Origin of the sequence: Aeromonas sp. D3, from assembly GCF_027705025.1 — a bacterium.
Classification (GTDB): domain Bacteria; phylum Pseudomonadota; class Gammaproteobacteria; order Enterobacterales; family Aeromonadaceae; genus Aeromonas; species Aeromonas salmonicida.
In genome coordinates this window covers 1-16,113 of sequence record NZ_JAPDBE010000056.1, presented here as the reverse complement: position 1 = coordinate 16,113, position 16,113 = coordinate 1, and the positions used below count along the sequence as shown (strand labels likewise).

Below are 16,113 nucleotides of genomic sequence, written 5' to 3'. Positions count from 1 at the left end.
TTACTTTATTACTTTATTACTTTATTACTTTATTACTTTATTACTTTATTACTTTATTACTTTATTACTTTATTACTTTATCTATCCTATTTGTTCCAATCACTGGCAAACAGTATAGAGTTTGATTAGATCGGCCTTTTTTGCTCTTTATTTTCCCCTCGCTCGCAAGCATCCTGAGTGCCTTACCACAAGATGTTGCCATATTGACCTTCTCTCCATGTAGCTTGCACAATTCACTCGCAACAACCCATTTAGTATCATTATATTCCCCTGACAGATAATTATGGCAAATAATATCGTACCAAGCCCCCTTATCAGTGTGAGCATCGTTTACAGACGCAGCTTGAATGACTGTCGTTTCATCCAGATACCAAGAGCCCCCATCATCATATTTTGCCTTTACCTCCAACCAAAACTGACGTAATTTCTCGGGTTCGGTGTGACGCACTCGCCCCTCATCCCAACTCCAACCAAGAATTTCATTAAGAACATCCATATTTGCTGGTGACGCCAACTCGATCACCGCAAACCGCGAACTCCCAGTAGCATCTTTCAGGAAACCAGTGCCGTTAACCGTGCCAATAAAACTAGTTTGACGCCGCTTAACAGTGAAATTACGCCCATACGGCACTCGAAAACGGTCATGATCTCTCGTTAAAAACGCTTTCAGGCTGCCAGCCTCATGCCTGGTGGTACTCTCAAGTTCGGCCAATTCTACCACCCACGCGGAAACTGCGCGTCTCACATCATCAGGCACATCGGGATTGATGGAGCAATCCAGTGTTGACCCAGGTACCACAGTGGCAATATGGCGTATCCATGCAGATTTTTTGAATGATTGGCCACCCGCGAGGACCGGAACCAATTTTGATATCCAATTGGGTTCATATAATGCAGCAACACATCCAATCAACCATGGATTTATTACCTGAGCGGCATAACCTGGGTTGACCGCACCTAGGGTGGCTATCACCTTATCCACTCGTAATTGACCATCCCACGGCATCCCGTCCTCCAGCCAACTACGTACAGGATGATAACTATGCTGTTCACAAATCGCTGTCAAATGATCATCAATTGCCCTGTCTGACAGATGTGCATGCTGGCAGGCATCAACCAGCGCAGATCGCTGACCTGCATCAGAGAGACCTAGGCGCTGATTATCAGAATTAGCGACCTCTGGTTCAGCCGTCATCTGGTTGAAACGCGGGATCCAGTTTTTGTGTAAAATAATAGCATGCAGATTACGGCTAGTCCTCATCGGTCGGCTATTTGGCAAAAGGTCCGGCAACGTCAATTGCTTGCTGTTGTCCATGACTTTCGCGAAAACTACATTTTTTTCCTGCTGCTCATTATTTTTCTGATCTTGCTGGTCGTACGTCAAGAGTTCACACCAAAATATTTTTTCATTGCTTTGCTTCATTGTTATTATCCTCGGCCTTATAGGCCTGATTTTTATATATACTATGCATTACCACTTGGATTTCATTTTAATTATAACCAAAATTAGCCTGTTATAAATCACGCGTGAAATATCAAAAGATGCTTTACCTTTAGTTTATTCCAATGAGACCAGACATGCTTAAACTGTGCTTCGTGTACAATGTCACTTGTAACGACCATATGAGTATAGTGCACAGGAATTCAGAGATAACATTTCAACAAAACCAGTAGATTACGTTATATCTACATAGGCCAACCAGTCTATGTGCCGATGAAGATATGACTATTTCCATCAAAGATCAATAGGACGAAAAAAAATAAATTGACATTTTGTGCAATTTATTTATTAAGCCTAATAATTGCACCTAGAATTACAACAAATATATATAAACACTAATTCCTAGTGACGAAACATGGCTATTTAAACTACCAGGTTATCGATAAATTTCCGAACGTCGCAGTAGTTATGGCCGCACAGCTAGAGCAGTTCTCGGCATGTCGCATACTGTCCAAAATTGCAGCGGCTGAAACCACTACAGAGGAGAGACCAATCGCCAGCATTGTAGATACAGAACTGGATCACATGCACCACGACCAGTGGTGCAACCTAGAAAAAATGGCTACTGAGCTATCCTGCCTGGGGGGCGAGTACCGACAGATCTATGAACAATCCTCGCTACGCGAGAATGATAGCCATAGCTATTCACCTTTTCAGGTGAGAGGGATACGCTTTATCTATATATATAAAAACAATCCCTCTCAGCTATGCAACTCAGTTACACTGCTGGACCTCAGAGTTTCTCTCGCTCCTGGGCAGTTGGCTGCTCACGTTCGGCCATGACGTCGGCGCTCATACCAGGCTCATCAAACCACCTATCCCAGGACTCACCTACAGGTGTGATTATGCGAGTACGACCAACCACTACGATCTCAACATGCGTGACCTCATCTGGCAGGGCCACGGCCTCGGGCAGGTAAACCCCCTGGCCACGACCACACTTAAAAACTGTTGATTCCATCACGCGTCCTATGAAGCCAGATACCATGTGAACCGAACATAGCTAATGGGCCCGGTATGTCAACTGACACCGGATGCACACGTTATGCAATACGGCTACACTGTATATAAAAACAGTAACCAGTGAGCCACCATGTTCGCCATCCCACATCCAACCCCGGACGCTCTAGAGCTGCCGCTTTTTCTGTCCCCTGTGATTTGCGGCTTTCCTAAATAACTGATCCCAATAGTGCTACTGAATCGCCCCCAGTTCCCTAGACACCTCACAGCCTTAAAATGAGGCAACTATTGGAGGTGTTATGACCCGTCAGCGTTATCCAGAAACATTCAAAATCGAAGCCGTTAAACAAATCACCGAGCGCGGACGGCCGGTGGTTGACGTTGCACGAGCCCTCGGGGTATCCGGCCACAGTCTGTATGCCTGGCTCAAGCAGTACGGTAAGCCTGCTGACCAGCAGCTCGAAGAGTCTGCTTTGCAAGCCGAGATACGCCGCCTGAAAGCCGAACTGCGCCAGGTCACCGAGGAGCTCAATATCCTAAAGGAGGCCGCGTACTTTGCCAGCGAGTCAAGGAAAGGTACGCATTCATAACCTCCCGACTCGACCGCTACAGCGTCGTTACCCTGTGCCAGACCCTGGGGGTTCACCGAAGTGGCTTTTACGCGTGGCTGAAACAGCCCACATCGCCACGCCATCAGGAGGACGAACGACTGACCGGATTGGTCAAGCAATCCTGGCTGGAAAGTGGTGCTGTCTACGGTTATCGCAAAATCCATCGCGACCTTCGTGACGCAGGGGAAGCCTGCGGCAAGCACCGTATGGCCAAATTAATGAGGCGGGAAGGGCTGCGTTCGCAAACGGGCTATCAACGCCGCAAGGGGCATTATGGAGGAGGCAAAAGCCCACAGGTTGCCCCAAACACGCTGGCACGTCAGTTTAAGATGCCAGCTCCCAACATATCCTGGGTGACTGACATTACCTACATCCGCACTCAAGAAGGGTGGTTGTACCTGGCGGTGGTGCTCGACCTGTTCTCTCGCCAGACGTCGGTTGGGCGATGAAGTCACGCATGACGGCAGACTTGGCGGTTGATGCGTTATTGATGGCCGTCTGGCGACGCAAGCCCAAGCAGCCGGTAATGGTGCATTCGGATCAGAGCAGCCAGTTTACCGGTGGTGAATGGCAGGACTTTCTGAAGACCCACAACCTGAGTTGCAGCATGAGCCGACGTGGCAACTGTCACGACAACGCGGTCGCCGAGAGCTTCTTCCAGTTGCTCAAACGGGAGCGGATCAAGCGCAGGATTTACGCGACAAGAGACGAAGCCCGCAGCGATGTGTTTGATTATATCGAGATATTTTACAACCCAATCAGGCGCCATGGTTCCAATGATGGGCTGTCGCCGGTAGAGTTTGAAAGGCAGTTTATTTTTCAGCAACAAAGTGTCTAGAAAACCAGGGGCGATTCAAACGCACCGACTCAAAAGGTTCGAGCTGCATGGCATCGTCACACGCACAGCGTATGCTGAGACACCTCCAAGGGTCGTGTATGAACTAACACCGCTTGGTGAGGGCCTGCGAGTTCTTGAGGCAATGGGTAAGTGGGGGTACTCTTTGCCGGATGATGCCACGTCAAATGAGTCACCATTACAATGGTGACGGACATGGAATTCGTTGCAAGTCCTGAATGCTCTTTTTGAGCCCTCCACCGAAATCTCTCACGACGACACAAGCGATGAGCATTAAGAGCCGCTAAGTAAAGTGCTAATTAAGCCAGTGGTTGAACATCGATGGCCCAATCCTATCGAAAGTTGTCATTTAGGCCACTTTTTAGCGCATGGAGATTGAGCAAAAATCACCTCCTCGAAACATCAACAGGACCAATCACATGAAATTCAACGCACTTCCTTTGGTACTCTCTATCGCTTTTGGTGCAGTCACCGCCCCGGCGTTTGCAGGAGAAAGCGACACTCAGGCTTCCACTTCAACTCATAAAGTTGAAATGCAACAGGTTCGTAATGCGACAGTGAAAATCACTTACGCAGGCACTACCTTCTTGATCGATCCTATGCTGGCTAAAAAGGGCGCTTACCCTGGGTTTGAAGGTACCTATCGCAGCAACCTCCGCAATCCGCTTGTGGAGTTACCCGAGTCGGCAGAGAACATCATCTCAGGAGTGGATGCGGTCATCGTTACTCATACCCACCTTGACCACTGGGACGATGCAGCACAAAGAGCATTGCCTAAAAACATTCCGCTGTTTGCGCAGCATGAGGCTGATGCACAGCTGATCCGCGCTCAGGGTTTCAAGAACGTTCGCGTACTGACTGACGAAGCTGAATTTGGTGGCGTTCAAATTTCCAAGACTGGTGGTCAACATGGCACAGACAAAATGTATGCCGATCCCGTTCCCGCAAAACTGCTTGGTGAAGCCATGGGCGTCATTTTTCAAGCGAAAGGCTATAAGACCCTCTATTTGGCCGGTGACACCATCTGGCGTAAAGAGGTAGACCAGGCCATTGAGACATATGACCCTGAAGTCATCGTGCTCAATGCCGGAAAAGCAAAAATGACTGGGTACGAAGGCGCAATCATCATGGGTGAGGAAGACGTGCTTCGCGCATCACTGGCTGCGAAGAATGCAAAAATTGTTGCGGTGCACATGGACGCAGTTAATCACATGTCCTTGACCCGTGATGAACTACGGGCCTACGTCAAGAAGCATGGTATCGAGAGCCGCGTTGATATCCCGGAAGACGGAGTGTCACTGGCGTTCTGATGTCAATTACATAAAGCGGCATGAAACGGCTTTTGATGTTCAGCAAAGGCATCGTTGCTCGGTTAAGGGGTGGGTTATTGAATAACCCACCCTGCAAGTCTCTGTCAGTTAGGGCTAATCTGTGTCCGCAATACATGTTGCTGTGCTCACCTTCAAGGAGGTGAGGCCGTTGCTTCCCAAATCTGCCTTCCCCAGCCCCAAATGGTCGCTACATTTGGGGCTTTCCGACAGGCAGACCAAGGCTGTTCAGTTTGTTTATCGCGCTCTCATACGCCATCATTTCCCCTACCTGATCGCTGTATTTCCGCAGACTGATTTTCCCCGCCATCAACTGCTTGAACCGACACATTGCTGTCTCTGCCAGCGAGCGATGTTGATAACCCGATCATCTATAATATAATGAGAACGGGCCATACATTTTACCAGTGAAATGAAAACACGACAAACCAATGCCAATAAATACCTAGCAAGATTAGATAGAACCCCATATCTATCGTGATTTCATTACCGCAGGTAAAAGCCTGGATCAGCCTCTATCAACACGTTTTGCTGGTAACTCGATTTTTCAGAGCCTTATTTATCTGCGACAATATTGTTGCTCTATGATTAAGTGGAAGCATTTTTTCAAAAATGCTTTGTTTATAACCAGAAGCCGCTGTAATCAAGTAAAAACAATCTTTTTCCCCCAAGAAAAGAGAAAACCATTCATTCTTTGTGAAAGGGTTTATTTTATGAATTTTAATTAGTGCATTAAAAATATCCTTAAACACGTCAGACAAACGACCTTTCTTTCTCAACTCAATAATATTTTCATATAACGAGTTGTTAGACTCAACAGATTGTATGGGTGACGACAGTGGGATTTGATTGATGATTACACCAATAAATTCACCAACCCTGCAATCTGGAATATATCCATAATGATCTCGATACTTATCATCGTCGCTCTTATTACGTTTGATAACAGGACACCCGCCAATTAGTCCTTTTTTCTGATTTTCCATGTAAGCATACTGGACCAGTCGTTGCTGCTCTTGGACCCAAAGCCTTGCATTTTTTACGTCAGCCTCGGTTAACTCTTTTATAAGGGAAAAATCAGAATTCACATCAACTGTACCTAGGTGAACATTTACAGCCCTATACCTACGAACACATTTACCTGAACTGAGCTCCAGCTCTTCCAGTACACTCACGGTTTTGCTAAATGATACTGTTCTAAGATTTGCATTCAACCTCATGTTAGCCATGCCACACCTCTCATTATTATTGTTATTTTATGTTTTTTTCTTTGGTTTGTTCGTGTGATATGGGATCCCCATACCAATCAGCAATCCATTCATTGTTAGTCAAAATTTCATTTTTTAGTTTGTCTCTGTCTAAGAAAAACATGTTTGGCTTATCAATAGTATCTTTCCCTGAGTTAATATCTGGGACATATCCATCAGGAATCAATGCGTTTGATCCTACATGAACTCCCTCCAGCCCTTTCCTAAAAATTGTAGCCAAAACGTCTTTCAACAGTGATCGTGCATTTGATATAAAACTATCTGATGGTTCTTCGATTGATAGCAAAACAAAATCCAATCTTAGAAGCCGGAAAAAGAATGACGATGTACCATATGTTTTTTTATCCACAAATGAATTCACTGATTTTTTCATCTTGGCATATTGTTTTTTAGTACAACGAATCCATGCAGTAAATAGTATAACCTTAAGCTCGCTTAATTGATTTGATTCACCTAATTGCAAATTTAAATCATCTCGCCGAGGTGAATATTCAATGCCCTGGTCGAGCAGCTTAGACCAAGTAACCCGCAATCTCTTAACCTTAGACCCTGATATCCATTTCTTACCGTCTATACTATAACAAATACCTTTTGGCTCGTGATTATCTGCTCTCCTCACCCTGACCATTACATTATGCTCACGCAACCCAATGACAAATTCAGTCATGTTGTTCGGCTGGTTTTTAAAAACCTCGTCCATTGCATCCCTAATTATACAGGCGGGATCATGCATAGCATGAAAGCTCCCTCTACCACGGCCATTTTTAATATTGACTATGCTATACTCATGACCGAAATTTTTTTCAGGGCTTTTACAGATCGACAATCCCAATTTAATTTCTATTTTCCGAGCAGCGTCAACTCCACGAGCGTAGTCATTACTATCATCAACCAAAGTTCTGTCAAGTTTGACTCTACATGCTACAACATGTACATGTAGAGAGCTTGTATCGCGGTGTATAACAGATGTCCATCTAGTATCGCTACCATATCCCAGCTCAATCATTAGCAGCCTAGCTGCAACTAGACATTGAAATGGCGTTAATGATTCATTGGGGCTTAATGATAGTGAATAATGTGCACATAGCTGGTTTCCTGTGCCTGCATACAATGATGCCTGCATATTCAACTCCGTGAGTAGTGGCCCGATGTCATAATCAGAGATTTCACCTATTTGATTACGTTCAACGTTTGGTATATTAATTACACCACCACCGAGATGAATAACCTGTGATGGCCTTGACTTTCGCTTCTTACCAATTTGTATCGAACGATAAATATAAGACAGTCTGTACTGGAAATTCTGGCTATTCCGATGCTTTTCAAAATTCATTTCAAAATCCCTCCAATGAGGGCTTTTTCAAAGCTAGCTAGCCTAGAATTGATAGATGATAAATAAAACATCAAACGCGAGTCTTCACTACTGTCAGTAATATAGCTAGAGATATCATTGCCAGCTTCAATCTGTTGAATGAATAAAATTACTTCATTTAAAGTCAAGGATACTTTGTATAGATCCTCTAGCAATCTCATGCGCTCATCATATGAAAAATCTGGTGAGATATTACTGTCTGGTTCCCTGAGAGCCAAAAACCGAATCAGGCTAGACTTTTTGGGAATACCATAGGTTTTACTATGCTTAGTTAAAACACGTTGCTCAACTGCATTAAATGAGATTCGGAGCATTAAACTGCGTTTATCGTCAGCTGATTTTTGGGGTCTACCTGAGCGTGGTTTTATGTTCATTGCGTGCACCTTTATAATAATTATTAGTAGTGTTATGCGTTTTGTTTTTCAAACCAACCAATTTAATAGACATTAAAACATAGCTGGTTTAGAGTTTTTTCAAAAAATATACAATAAATTTATACGAAGTCACATTCAGAAATGAGTTAAATAAATTGGAGATATTTAATGCTCACTCTAATTATAGTATTGCAAACACCAAATATGATATCAACAACTTTTTGAGCAAAATTATCAATTTAACGACTAAAATTATCAATGCCATTGGCGAAAGTTAAAATTTAAAATATGAAATTAACTAGACTTATATAGTGAATTTAATTTTCATCCATGAGATTAAAACTATGACATAGGTTGATTAAAGCTATATAAAAAGGCATGCTTCCATCCTATGACTGACATACCTTTTCTAGATCTGGTCGAACCAATGACTTCATATAAGTTCAATATTATGAGAATAAAGCCTCCCAAATGATTGATCATCAACATAACCCGCTTGATCATTTTTACGCATATCTTTTATCTGACTCAGCACTGTAAAAAAGCACTCCTCACATAGATGCACCTCATATGCCGTACCATCATGTTTCGAACCATAACCCCATTTTGCAGTCAGGGCTCCAAACTGAGGATTATACAAATTTGGGTTCATATGTGGGGTTGTGCTTTTATGGCATACGTCACACTGAATATCAGCTATAATCTCAACCTCTTTTGTGGTCATTATTTTCATAGAACACTCGCTATACATGTAGAGTAATGGACAGATAGCATGAACAAAAATGTCTCATGCCACCCTAAACAAAATTTATTATAGTCGAATGAATAAAAAAAGCAGCCTTACGGCTGCTTTCAATACCACTATAATTGTGGATTAGATCAGATAATCCTCTAAGGACTTTCCGCTAGCAACGCCCTCAGCGATGGCTTTCGGCATACGGCCCTGACCAGTCCAGGTTTTTTCCTGGCCATCTTCGTGATACTTGTACTTTGCGGGACGCGGCGCACGCTTGGCCTTTTCCTTTCCTTCAGCTTTCGACGGAGCTGCACTGCCAACCAGTTCGCTGGGGTCAATCCCTGCGTTTTTCAGCATCTCGCTGAATTCCTCGAGCTTACGCAGACGCTCGGCATTTTCCTCCTGATATCGGAGCTCAGCAGCCTCACGCTCTGTAAACACCTCATCAAATTTGGCCTGAATCTCGACCAACTGTTCGAATGGTAGTTCACGCAGAGCAGCCCGGAGACTACGAATATTCAACAGTGTTTTGATAAAATCGTTCATGGATATCACGCCTAAAAAGTTATTTGTTTATTGCCTAGCATTATCACCTAGCTGTAGTTTGGTGCCAATATTTATCATCAAAATAATTGATCTTTATATAGCCACTTAGGGAAGCTATGAGTAACCGCTCAACGTCGATCTGACTTGAGCTAAGACCCCACAGGTTCCATTAGTTACTGCTAGACTGGTTTATTCATACTGACAGCAGAGATCTTGTGATGACTCAACTCATTCTACTAATCGTTGCCCTCAGTACTCATGGGAGATCCCATGAGATTGCATATGAGGTTTGTGATACATTTATTGAGGATGCTGTTCGGTATTCAGAAATGGACACTATGCATCTGACAGCACTGCGCTCACAGGTTATGGCTGCAAAAGATCTAGCTTTTTTTGAAAGGTTGTTTTCGACGACATCAGACAAATTGCTCCGAGCCTATTCTGCCCATAGCATCGAACAGGCTCGTGAAATGGCTTTTCGCGATACACGGCAGTGGGAGCTGTTGTTGCTAGATATCGGCATTAAAATGCATGGAAGACCCGCTAGCGAGTTGTGGAGCACGTATTATCTGACTTGCCGAGAGACACTGCTGTAATACTACCACGATCTAATCATCCCTCGTATGATGCTGTTGTGGCACGACAATCGAGATCCTCTAGGGAGGGTGCGAATAAGCACCCTCCACAACGAAACTGAAAAAATTAGTTTATTAAATTCAAATACTTACAAAGGCGCATTTTTATGTTTGGTGACTTATTCGCACCTTCCCTAATCCAAGCATCAACTTCCGCCTCTACAAATGCAACTGAGCGAATACCCAAGCTAACTTGTTGTGGAAACATTCCGTGGCTTATTAAGCTGTAAACTGTGGACTTAGACATTCCTGTTTTTTTTAACACCTCAGTCATCTTAATCAAACGAATATCTTGCTCGTATACCATATATACCTCACCTTCCAACTTGAGAAGGATTAAATCACATATAATAAAATACACAAGAGAAAAATCATAAAAATAATAAAAAAACATTGACATTATTAGACTTCATAAATAACCCCCGTTAAAATGACAGAAAAATATTACTTCTTATAAATAACCGCTAGTATTTTATATGATTTTATAAATAACTCCGCTCCTGTCAGTTTACGATTAACATCGTATCCGAAATCAATACAAATCGTTCGATTCCAAATTGGCGCCGTGTTTTCTGACTTTCCACTCGCCTTCGTCAAGCACCTTCAGGCCAATTAAATCGATAACCAGGTCGGTAATCGTCCCTTTAGATGGCTGCCTATAGGCACCTTCACCGTACGGGTTCGCTTGCTGGCACAGCTGTAATCGGGGGCGCACAGAGGAAACATTCATCAACTAAATCAGAGAGTCGAGTAGCCCTTGGGTCACTCGCAGGGAGAGGCTGAAAATCCCCTTGAGAATCCAGAAGGTAGAGATGGTCTGGCCAGTGAAAGCTGGCTACGTCCCCGTCGCCCGTGATGGTCGGGGTGGAACCATTTTCCATTGCATCTGCATCAACCCAGAAGGCGAGGGAGCCACAGTGGATCAGGAACTTGATGTATTGAGACCAGTTGGTGATGGGGTGAAGCGACTTGATGCAAACATGAAGGGAATGGTGATGATCACCACTCCCTCAGTTAGTTCAATTCAAACGCTCGATTTGGGAAACAATCACACGGCAACCAAATATTCTGGATTTTCCTTGAGACAAGATGGTTTTACAGCATGTACCACTGCATGTACCACCAAAGCTTGGCCTTAAATAATTAATCACATAAAATCAATAAGTTAAAAGCTAAATTCAGACTCCCCCAGCCCAAACGTTTGGAAAGGGCCGCTTCGCAAGAAGTGGCCCTTTTTATTTGTATCCTGTTTCCATCCCGTATCGAACGATTGAGCCTTTACTGACAGTTCATTCTGCTAACTCGCTGAGATATGAGACAAACTTCCCCGAGTTCTCCGGTTCCTCTCATGCCATCTACACCGTTTTTTGCCGGGTATTCGCCCTCCATCCTGCACGCCAGACGAGGAATAAAACGGCGATTGGCCCTGCCGCTTATTGTGTCTCCCCTGCCTGGGCGCAGACCCAGTCGACAAAGGCCTGGATCTTGGGACACTGACGGTTGGGCAAGGTCGCTATGTAGTAACGCTGCTCGCAGCGCACCTCCATGCCAGGGAAAGGGGCAACCAGTTCATGTCTGGCCAGCCGCTTGCTCACCAGATTCTTGCGTCCCATGGCGACCCCGGCGTGGTTCATGGCGGCGATAATGGCGAGATCGGAGCGATCGAACCCCATGTTCGACTGGCAGGCGTCAAGGGAGATGCCGCACTGGCGAGCCCAACTGCTCCACTCATCGCTGTCCGAGTCATAGCCCCAGGCCTGCCTGTCGTGCAGCAGGCAACAGCGAGGCAAGTGGTCAGGATTGTCCAGCAGCCCATGCTGCTCGGCATATTCGGGGCTGCAGACCGGCACCATGTACTCATCCATCAGCGGGTGGATGGCGAGCCGCTCAGGAAGTTTGTCATCGAAATAGATAGTCAGGTCTATGCCATAGCCGTGCAGATTGATGTTCTCGTTACCTGTCATGACGTTGAGATCGATCTGGGGATGCAGGCGAGAAAAATCCGCGAGTCTGGGCACCAGCCAGCACTGGGCGATGGAGGGGCGGGAGTAGACGGTCAGGGAACCGGACAGTTCCTGATGCTTGATCTCCAGGATCTCCTGATTGATGAACTCCAGCGAGGACTTGAGCGCCCAGAAGACCCGTTGCCCCTCTGCGGTCAGCATCACCTTGCGGTGAAAGCGCTGGAATAGCTTGAAACCGAGCTCCTCTTCCAGCGCACTGATCCTGTGGCTCACCGCACTGGGGCTCAGCGCCAGCTCATCCGCCGCCAGGGCAAACGAGCTATGACGGGCCGCCGCCTCGAAGGTATGCAGCTTGGAGAGCTGATAACCGTTCAGCAGCTTGTTTCTCGATACGTAGTTATCTTCGGTATACATCTGGCACGCCTCTTCGCCCCCAAAAAACGCACAGATGATAGCCAGAAATCCCATCTTTGGATGCAACCAAACAACCCAAATCCCATAAAATCCGATAAACGTGATGAATGTGGCACCTTTGCATCAACGCAGATCATCCAAGACGCCATTTTCATCATTTGTCAGCCGCCCGTCATTTTCATTCAATAGGCGCCTAATCATCACTCATGACACATAGAGGCGCAGTATGAATTCTGAAGTGTGGGTCGTCGGTACCTTGCTGACTAGCATCATTCTGATTGTCTTCACCATAGTGAAGGGCAAGGTGCATCCTTTCCTCGCCTTGCTGCTGGCGAGCTTCTATGTCGGCACCATGATGGGGATGAACCCGGTCAAGATGGTCAACGCCATGGAAGAGGGCATAGGCGGCACCCTGGGCTTTCTCGCCGCCGTCATCGGCCTTGGCACCATACTCGGCAAGATGATGGAAGTATCGGGGGCGGCGGAACGCATCGGCCTCGCCCTGCAAAAGTGCCGCTGGCTCTCGCCTCAGGTCATCATGGTACTGGTCGGTCTGGTGTGCGGCATCACGTTGTTTGTCGAAGTGGGAGTCGTACTGCTCATTCCCCTTGCCTTCTCCATCGCCCGCAAGACCAGGACCTCGCTGCTGACGCTGGCCATCCCGCTCTGCACCGCCCTGATGGCTGTGCACTGCATAGTGCCGCCCCACCCGGCCGCGCTCTACGTCACCAATCAGCTGGGTGCCGACATAGGTTCCGTCATCGTCTACGGTCTCGCGGTCGGGCTGTTTGCCTCCCTGGTCGGCGGCCCGCTGTTTTTGAAGCTGCTCGGTAAACGGGTACCGTTCAAGGAGGTGCCCGCCGCCTTTGCGAATATAGAGGCGCGCAACGAGGCAAGCCTCCCGACCTTAAGTGCCTCTCTCTTCACCGTGCTGCTGCCCATACTGCTGATGCTGGCCAAGACGGTGGCCGAGCTCAACATGGATCACGCAAGCAGCCTCTATACCGTGCTGGAGTTTATCGGCAACCCCATCACCGCCATGTTCATCGCCGCCTTCACAGCCTACTACGTGCTGGGGATCCGTCAGCGCATGAAGATGGAAGGCTTGCTGGGCAAGACAGAGGAGTGCTTCTCCTCCATCGCCAACATCCTGCTCATCATAGGGGCAGGCGGCGCCTTCAACGGCGTGCTCAAGGCGAGCGGACTGGGAGACAGCCTGGCGACCATCCTCTCCCAGCTGGACATGCACCCTATCCTGCTGGCCTGGCTGGTGGCCATAGTGCTGCACGCAGCCGTCGGCTCGGCCACGGTCGCCATGATGGGGGCCACAGCCATCGTCTCCCCCATCATGGTGCACTACCCCGAGATAAGCCCCGAGATCATGACGCTCGCCATCGGCTCCGGCGCCATTGGCTGCACCATGGTGACCGACTCCCTGTTCTGGCTGGTCAAGCAGTATTGCGGTGCCACCCTGAATGAAACGCTCAAGTACTACACTACCGCCACCTTTGTCGCCTCCCTGATGGCGCTGGCCGGTACCTTCCTGCTCTCCTATATCGTGTAACAAGACCGAGACTCCTATGAAAAAGAACGACATTTCGCAGCTCATCGCTCAATTTCCGCTGGTTCGCTCCCTGATCGCACTCGAGCCCGTGACCTGGTTCAACCCCAAGGCCAGCACGCTGGCGGTTGGCCTGCCCCATGTGGGACTGGGTGGCAGCGATGTGGCGGATGCCTCCGCCCGGCTTGCCCGCTTCGCCCCCTACATGTGCGAAGCCTTCCCCGAGACCCGCGCCAGCAAGGGCATTCTGGAGTCCGAGATCGCCGCCATCCCGGCGATGCAGACAACGCTCAATGCGCGCTACGGCGTCGAGGTAACCGGCAAGCTGCTGCTGAAAAAAGACAGTCACCTGCCCATCTCCGGCTCCATCAAGGCACGCGGCGGCATCTACGAGGTGCTAACCCACGCCGAACGGCTGGCGATCAAGGCCGGGTTGCTGTCCGAAGAAGATGACTATCGCAAGCTGTTCACGGACGAGTTTCGCCAGTTCTTCGGCCAGTACAGCATTGCCGTGGGCTCCACCGGCAACCTCGGCATGTCCATCGGCATCATGAGCGCCAAGCTCGGCTTCACCGTCACAGTCCACATGTCCGCCGATGCGCGGGAGTGGAAGAAGCGCAAGTTGCGTGAACACGGGGTCATAGTGGTGGAATACGCCGAAGATTACGGGGTGGCGGTGGAGCAGGGCCGCAAGGAGGCCGAACGCGACCCCAACTGCTTCTTTATCGACGACGAGAACTCCCGCCCCCTGTTCCTCGGCTACTCGGTAGCGGGCGAGCGGGTGAAAAAGCAGTTCGATGAGATGGGCATCAAGGTGGATGCCGAACACCCGCTGTTCGTCTATCTGCCTTGCGGCGTCGGCGGCGGCCCCGGCGGCGTGGCCTTTGGCCTGAAACTCGCGTTCGGGGATAACGTCCACTGCTTGTTTGCCGAACCCACCCACTCCCCCTGCATGCTGCTGGGGGTCCACACCGGCCTGCACGATCAGATTTCGGTGCAGGATCTGGGTATCGACAACCTCACCGCCGCCGACGGTCTGGCGGTGGGGCGCGCCTCCGGCTTCGTCGGCCACGCCATGGAGCGGCTGCTTGATGGTTTCTATACCCTGAGCGATCAGGAGATGTATGACCTGCTGGGGCTGCTGGCGCGGGATGAGCAGATCAAACTCGAACCCTCGGCCCTGGCCGGCATGCCGGGCCCGTGGCGCATCGCGGCCGATCGCGAGTGGCAGGCGGAGCGCGGCTTCGATGCCGCTACCCTGGCCCGGGCCACCCATCTGGTATGGGCCACCGGCGGCGGCATGGTGCCCGCCGAGGAGATGGAAAAATACCTGGCCACCGCCAAAATTTGATCTTTTTTCACCCGAAAAAACCGCCACCCCGGCGGGTTTTTCTCTTCATGGATCAGCAAGATGGCACACCCTTTGCGCTGAGCATGATCACGTCACGTCTCCTCATTCGGCTGCCAATCCCCCCAAGTTGGTTATTTTGTGATAGGATAGGGTCCGTTTTTTGACATCTGCGCCCCGTTCACACCGTTATCCGGCGAGATCGCTACCCAATCCGGTGATAACAACGAACAGAGGTGCGCAGAAAAACAGTGACCTGGTTGAGTCAGGTCTGGCCGCGGTCGAGAGGCTGTTTTACCAGACGGGCAACACCCAAGGGCACCTTAGATAAGGAGATCGGGCAATGAAACAATATCAAAGCTGGCTGGGACAATATCTGATGAGTCGCCGCGATGGAGATCACGCCATGGCATCCGAGCTCGCCAACTCCATCTGCGAGTTCTGGCAGACCCAGGGTGACGAAGCCGAAAGCAGCAAATGGCAGCAGCGCTATCAGCAACACGCAGAGCAAGCGCAGTAAGCCACTTGACTCTTCACCGATAAAAAACCGGCGCTCATGGCGCTAATGCCAGTCAGTTAAGCCTGACTGGCATTGTTTTTATTGGCTTTTTTTACACTGTATTTCTGTGGCCTTGGCTT

At 48.3% G+C, this 16,113-nt stretch carries 15 protein-coding genes and 3 pseudogenes; 7 read left to right on the top strand and 11 right to left on the bottom strand.

Annotation, left to right across the window (positions count from 1 at the left end):
- Window positions 1-64: 64 nt before the first annotated feature.
- On the bottom strand, window positions 65-1,423 hold the full coding sequence (locus tag OKC28_RS21190) for a VapE domain-containing protein (RefSeq protein WP_270691056.1): 1,359 nt from the start codon (window positions 1,421-1,423) through the stop codon (window positions 65-67).
- Between the two features lie 811 nt (window positions 1,424-2,234).
- The gene (vapB, locus tag OKC28_RS21185; protein ID WP_098968699.1) at window positions 2,235-2,462 is read right to left on the bottom strand and encodes a type II toxin-antitoxin system VapB family antitoxin; all 228 of its coding nucleotides are present in this window, start codon (window positions 2,460-2,462) and stop codon (window positions 2,235-2,237) included.
- Between the two features lie 298 nt (window positions 2,463-2,760).
- Between vapB and OKC28_RS21180 the strand changes: the two are divergent.
- The 3 genes and pseudogenes from OKC28_RS21180 (at window position 2,761) to OKC28_RS21175 (ending at window position 5,238) form a co-directional block, all read left to right on the top strand.
- Window positions 2,761-3,910: pseudogene (locus tag OKC28_RS21180) on the top strand (IS3 family transposase).
- Complete coding sequence (locus OKC28_RS23015; RefSeq protein ID WP_345774167.1) at window positions 3,903-4,118, top strand: winged helix-turn-helix transcriptional regulator; 216 nt, start codon at window positions 3,903-3,905, stop codon at window positions 4,116-4,118. Before OKC28_RS21180 ends, OKC28_RS23015 begins: the two are co-directional and overlap by 8 nt.
- 229 nt (window positions 4,119-4,347) lie before the next feature.
- Window positions 4,348-5,238 carry an MBL fold metallo-hydrolase gene (locus OKC28_RS21175; protein WP_307773674.1) on the top strand — a complete coding sequence of 297 codons (891 nt, stop codon included), beginning with the start codon at window positions 4,348-4,350 and terminating at the stop codon, window positions 5,236-5,238.
- Between the two features lie 208 nt (window positions 5,239-5,446).
- Here OKC28_RS21175 and OKC28_RS21170 read toward each other — a convergent pair.
- The 8 genes and pseudogenes from OKC28_RS21170 to OKC28_RS21135 form a co-directional block, all read right to left on the bottom strand.
- Window positions 5,447-5,623 (bottom strand): annotated as a pseudogene (locus tag OKC28_RS21170) (IS5/IS1182 family transposase); the annotation flags it as partial.
- Between the two features lie 151 nt (window positions 5,624-5,774).
- Window positions 5,775-6,485 (bottom strand): hypothetical protein, encoded by a 711-nt coding sequence (locus OKC28_RS21165; RefSeq protein ID WP_270691055.1) that lies wholly within the window; start codon window positions 6,483-6,485, stop codon window positions 5,775-5,777.
- A gap of 22 nt (window positions 6,486-6,507) precedes the next feature.
- Window positions 6,508-7,857 (bottom strand): relaxase/mobilization nuclease domain-containing protein, encoded by a 1,350-nt coding sequence (locus OKC28_RS21160; protein WP_270691054.1) that lies wholly within the window; start codon window positions 7,855-7,857, stop codon window positions 6,508-6,510.
- Window positions 7,854-8,270, bottom strand: coding sequence for a hypothetical protein (locus OKC28_RS21155; protein ID WP_270691053.1), 417 nt, complete (start codon window positions 8,268-8,270; stop codon window positions 7,854-7,856). Before OKC28_RS21155 ends, OKC28_RS21160 begins: the two co-directional genes overlap by 4 nt.
- A 433-nt stretch (window positions 8,271-8,703) precedes the next feature.
- Window positions 8,704-9,003: a hypothetical protein gene (locus tag OKC28_RS21150; protein WP_270691052.1), complete on the bottom strand. Its 300-nt coding sequence runs from the start codon at window positions 9,001-9,003 to the stop codon at window positions 8,704-8,706.
- A 141-nt stretch (window positions 9,004-9,144) separates the two neighbouring features.
- Entirely contained in the window at window positions 9,145-9,552 is a 408-nt protein-coding gene (locus OKC28_RS21145; RefSeq protein ID WP_042655815.1) for an H-NS family histone-like protein, read from the bottom strand.
- Window positions 9,553-10,254: 702 nt separating this feature from the next.
- Window positions 10,255-10,587, bottom strand: coding sequence for a helix-turn-helix transcriptional regulator (locus OKC28_RS21140; protein WP_270691051.1), 333 nt, complete (start codon window positions 10,585-10,587; stop codon window positions 10,255-10,257).
- 159 nt (window positions 10,588-10,746) lie between these two features.
- Window positions 10,747-11,161, bottom strand: a pseudogene (locus OKC28_RS21135) (transposase); the annotation flags it as partial.
- On the opposite strand from OKC28_RS21135, the gene OKC28_RS21130 reads away from it, so the two are divergent.
- Window positions 11,105-11,326 (top strand): hypothetical protein, encoded by a 222-nt coding sequence (locus OKC28_RS21130; RefSeq protein ID WP_256687982.1) that lies wholly within the window; start codon window positions 11,105-11,107, stop codon window positions 11,324-11,326. The pseudogene OKC28_RS21135 and the gene OKC28_RS21130 overlap by 57 nt on opposite strands.
- A gap of 294 nt (window positions 11,327-11,620) precedes the next feature.
- Here OKC28_RS21130 and dsdC read toward each other — a convergent pair whose 3' ends face one another.
- Window positions 11,621-12,565, bottom strand: a complete 945-nt coding sequence (dsdC, locus tag OKC28_RS21125) for a DNA-binding transcriptional regulator DsdC (protein ID WP_256687980.1) — start codon at window positions 12,563-12,565, stop codon at window positions 11,621-11,623.
- Between the two features lie 226 nt (window positions 12,566-12,791).
- Here dsdC and dsdX point away from each other — a divergent pair, with 226 nt between their 5' ends.
- From dsdX to OKC28_RS21110, 3 genes are all read left to right on the top strand, one after another.
- On the top strand, window positions 12,792-14,129 hold the full coding sequence (gene dsdX / locus OKC28_RS21120; RefSeq protein ID WP_256687978.1) for a D-serine transporter DsdX: 1,338 nt from the start codon (window positions 12,792-12,794) through the stop codon (window positions 14,127-14,129).
- Between the two features lie 16 nt (window positions 14,130-14,145).
- On the top strand, window positions 14,146-15,477 hold the full coding sequence (locus OKC28_RS21115; RefSeq protein ID WP_256687977.1) for a D-serine ammonia-lyase: 1,332 nt from the start codon (window positions 14,146-14,148) through the stop codon (window positions 15,475-15,477).
- Between the two features lie 340 nt (window positions 15,478-15,817).
- Window positions 15,818-15,994, top strand: a complete 177-nt coding sequence (locus OKC28_RS21110) for a hypothetical protein (RefSeq protein ID WP_005312753.1) — start codon at window positions 15,818-15,820, stop codon at window positions 15,992-15,994.
- Window positions 15,995-16,113 lie beyond the last annotated feature (119 nt).

What these genes read in the sequence shown, in the direction of transcription:
- OKC28_RS21175 (WP_307773674.1), top strand. Translation starts at nt 4,348, where the DNA reads ATGAAATTCAACGCACTTCCTTTGGTACTCTCTATCGCTTTTGGTGCA.
- OKC28_RS21145 (WP_042655815.1), bottom strand. Translation starts at nt 9,552, where the DNA reads ATGAACGATTTTATCAAAACACTGTTGAATATTCGTAGTCTCCGGGCT.
- dsdX (WP_256687978.1), top strand. Translation starts at nt 12,792, where the DNA reads ATGAATTCTGAAGTGTGGGTCGTCGGTACCTTGCTGACTAGCATCATT.
- OKC28_RS21160 (WP_270691054.1), bottom strand. Translation starts at nt 7,857, where the DNA reads ATGAATTTTGAAAAGCATCGGAATAGCCAGAATTTCCAGTACAGACTG.
- OKC28_RS21110 (WP_005312753.1), top strand. Translation starts at nt 15,818, where the DNA reads ATGAAACAATATCAAAGCTGGCTGGGACAATATCTGATGAGTCGCCGC.
- dsdC (WP_256687980.1), bottom strand. Translation starts at nt 12,565, where the DNA reads ATGTATACCGAAGATAACTACGTATCGAGAAACAAGCTGCTGAACGGT.
- OKC28_RS21115 (WP_256687977.1), top strand. Translation starts at nt 14,146, where the DNA reads ATGAAAAAGAACGACATTTCGCAGCTCATCGCTCAATTTCCGCTGGTT.
- OKC28_RS21190 (WP_270691056.1), bottom strand. Translation starts at nt 1,423, where the DNA reads ATGAAGCAAAGCAATGAAAAAATATTTTGGTGTGAACTCTTGACGTAC.
- OKC28_RS21155 (WP_270691053.1), bottom strand. Translation starts at nt 8,270, where the DNA reads ATGAACATAAAACCACGCTCAGGTAGACCCCAAAAATCAGCTGACGAT.
- OKC28_RS21165 (WP_270691055.1), bottom strand. Translation starts at nt 6,485, where the DNA reads ATGGCTAACATGAGGTTGAATGCAAATCTTAGAACAGTATCATTTAGC.
- vapB (WP_098968699.1), bottom strand. Translation starts at nt 2,462, where the DNA reads ATGGAATCAACAGTTTTTAAGTGTGGTCGTGGCCAGGGGGTTTACCTG.
- OKC28_RS21150 (WP_270691052.1), bottom strand. Translation starts at nt 9,003, where the DNA reads ATGAAAATAATGACCACAAAAGAGGTTGAGATTATAGCTGATATTCAG.
- OKC28_RS21140 (WP_270691051.1), bottom strand. Translation starts at nt 10,587, where the DNA reads ATGTCAATGTTTTTTTATTATTTTTATGATTTTTCTCTTGTGTATTTT.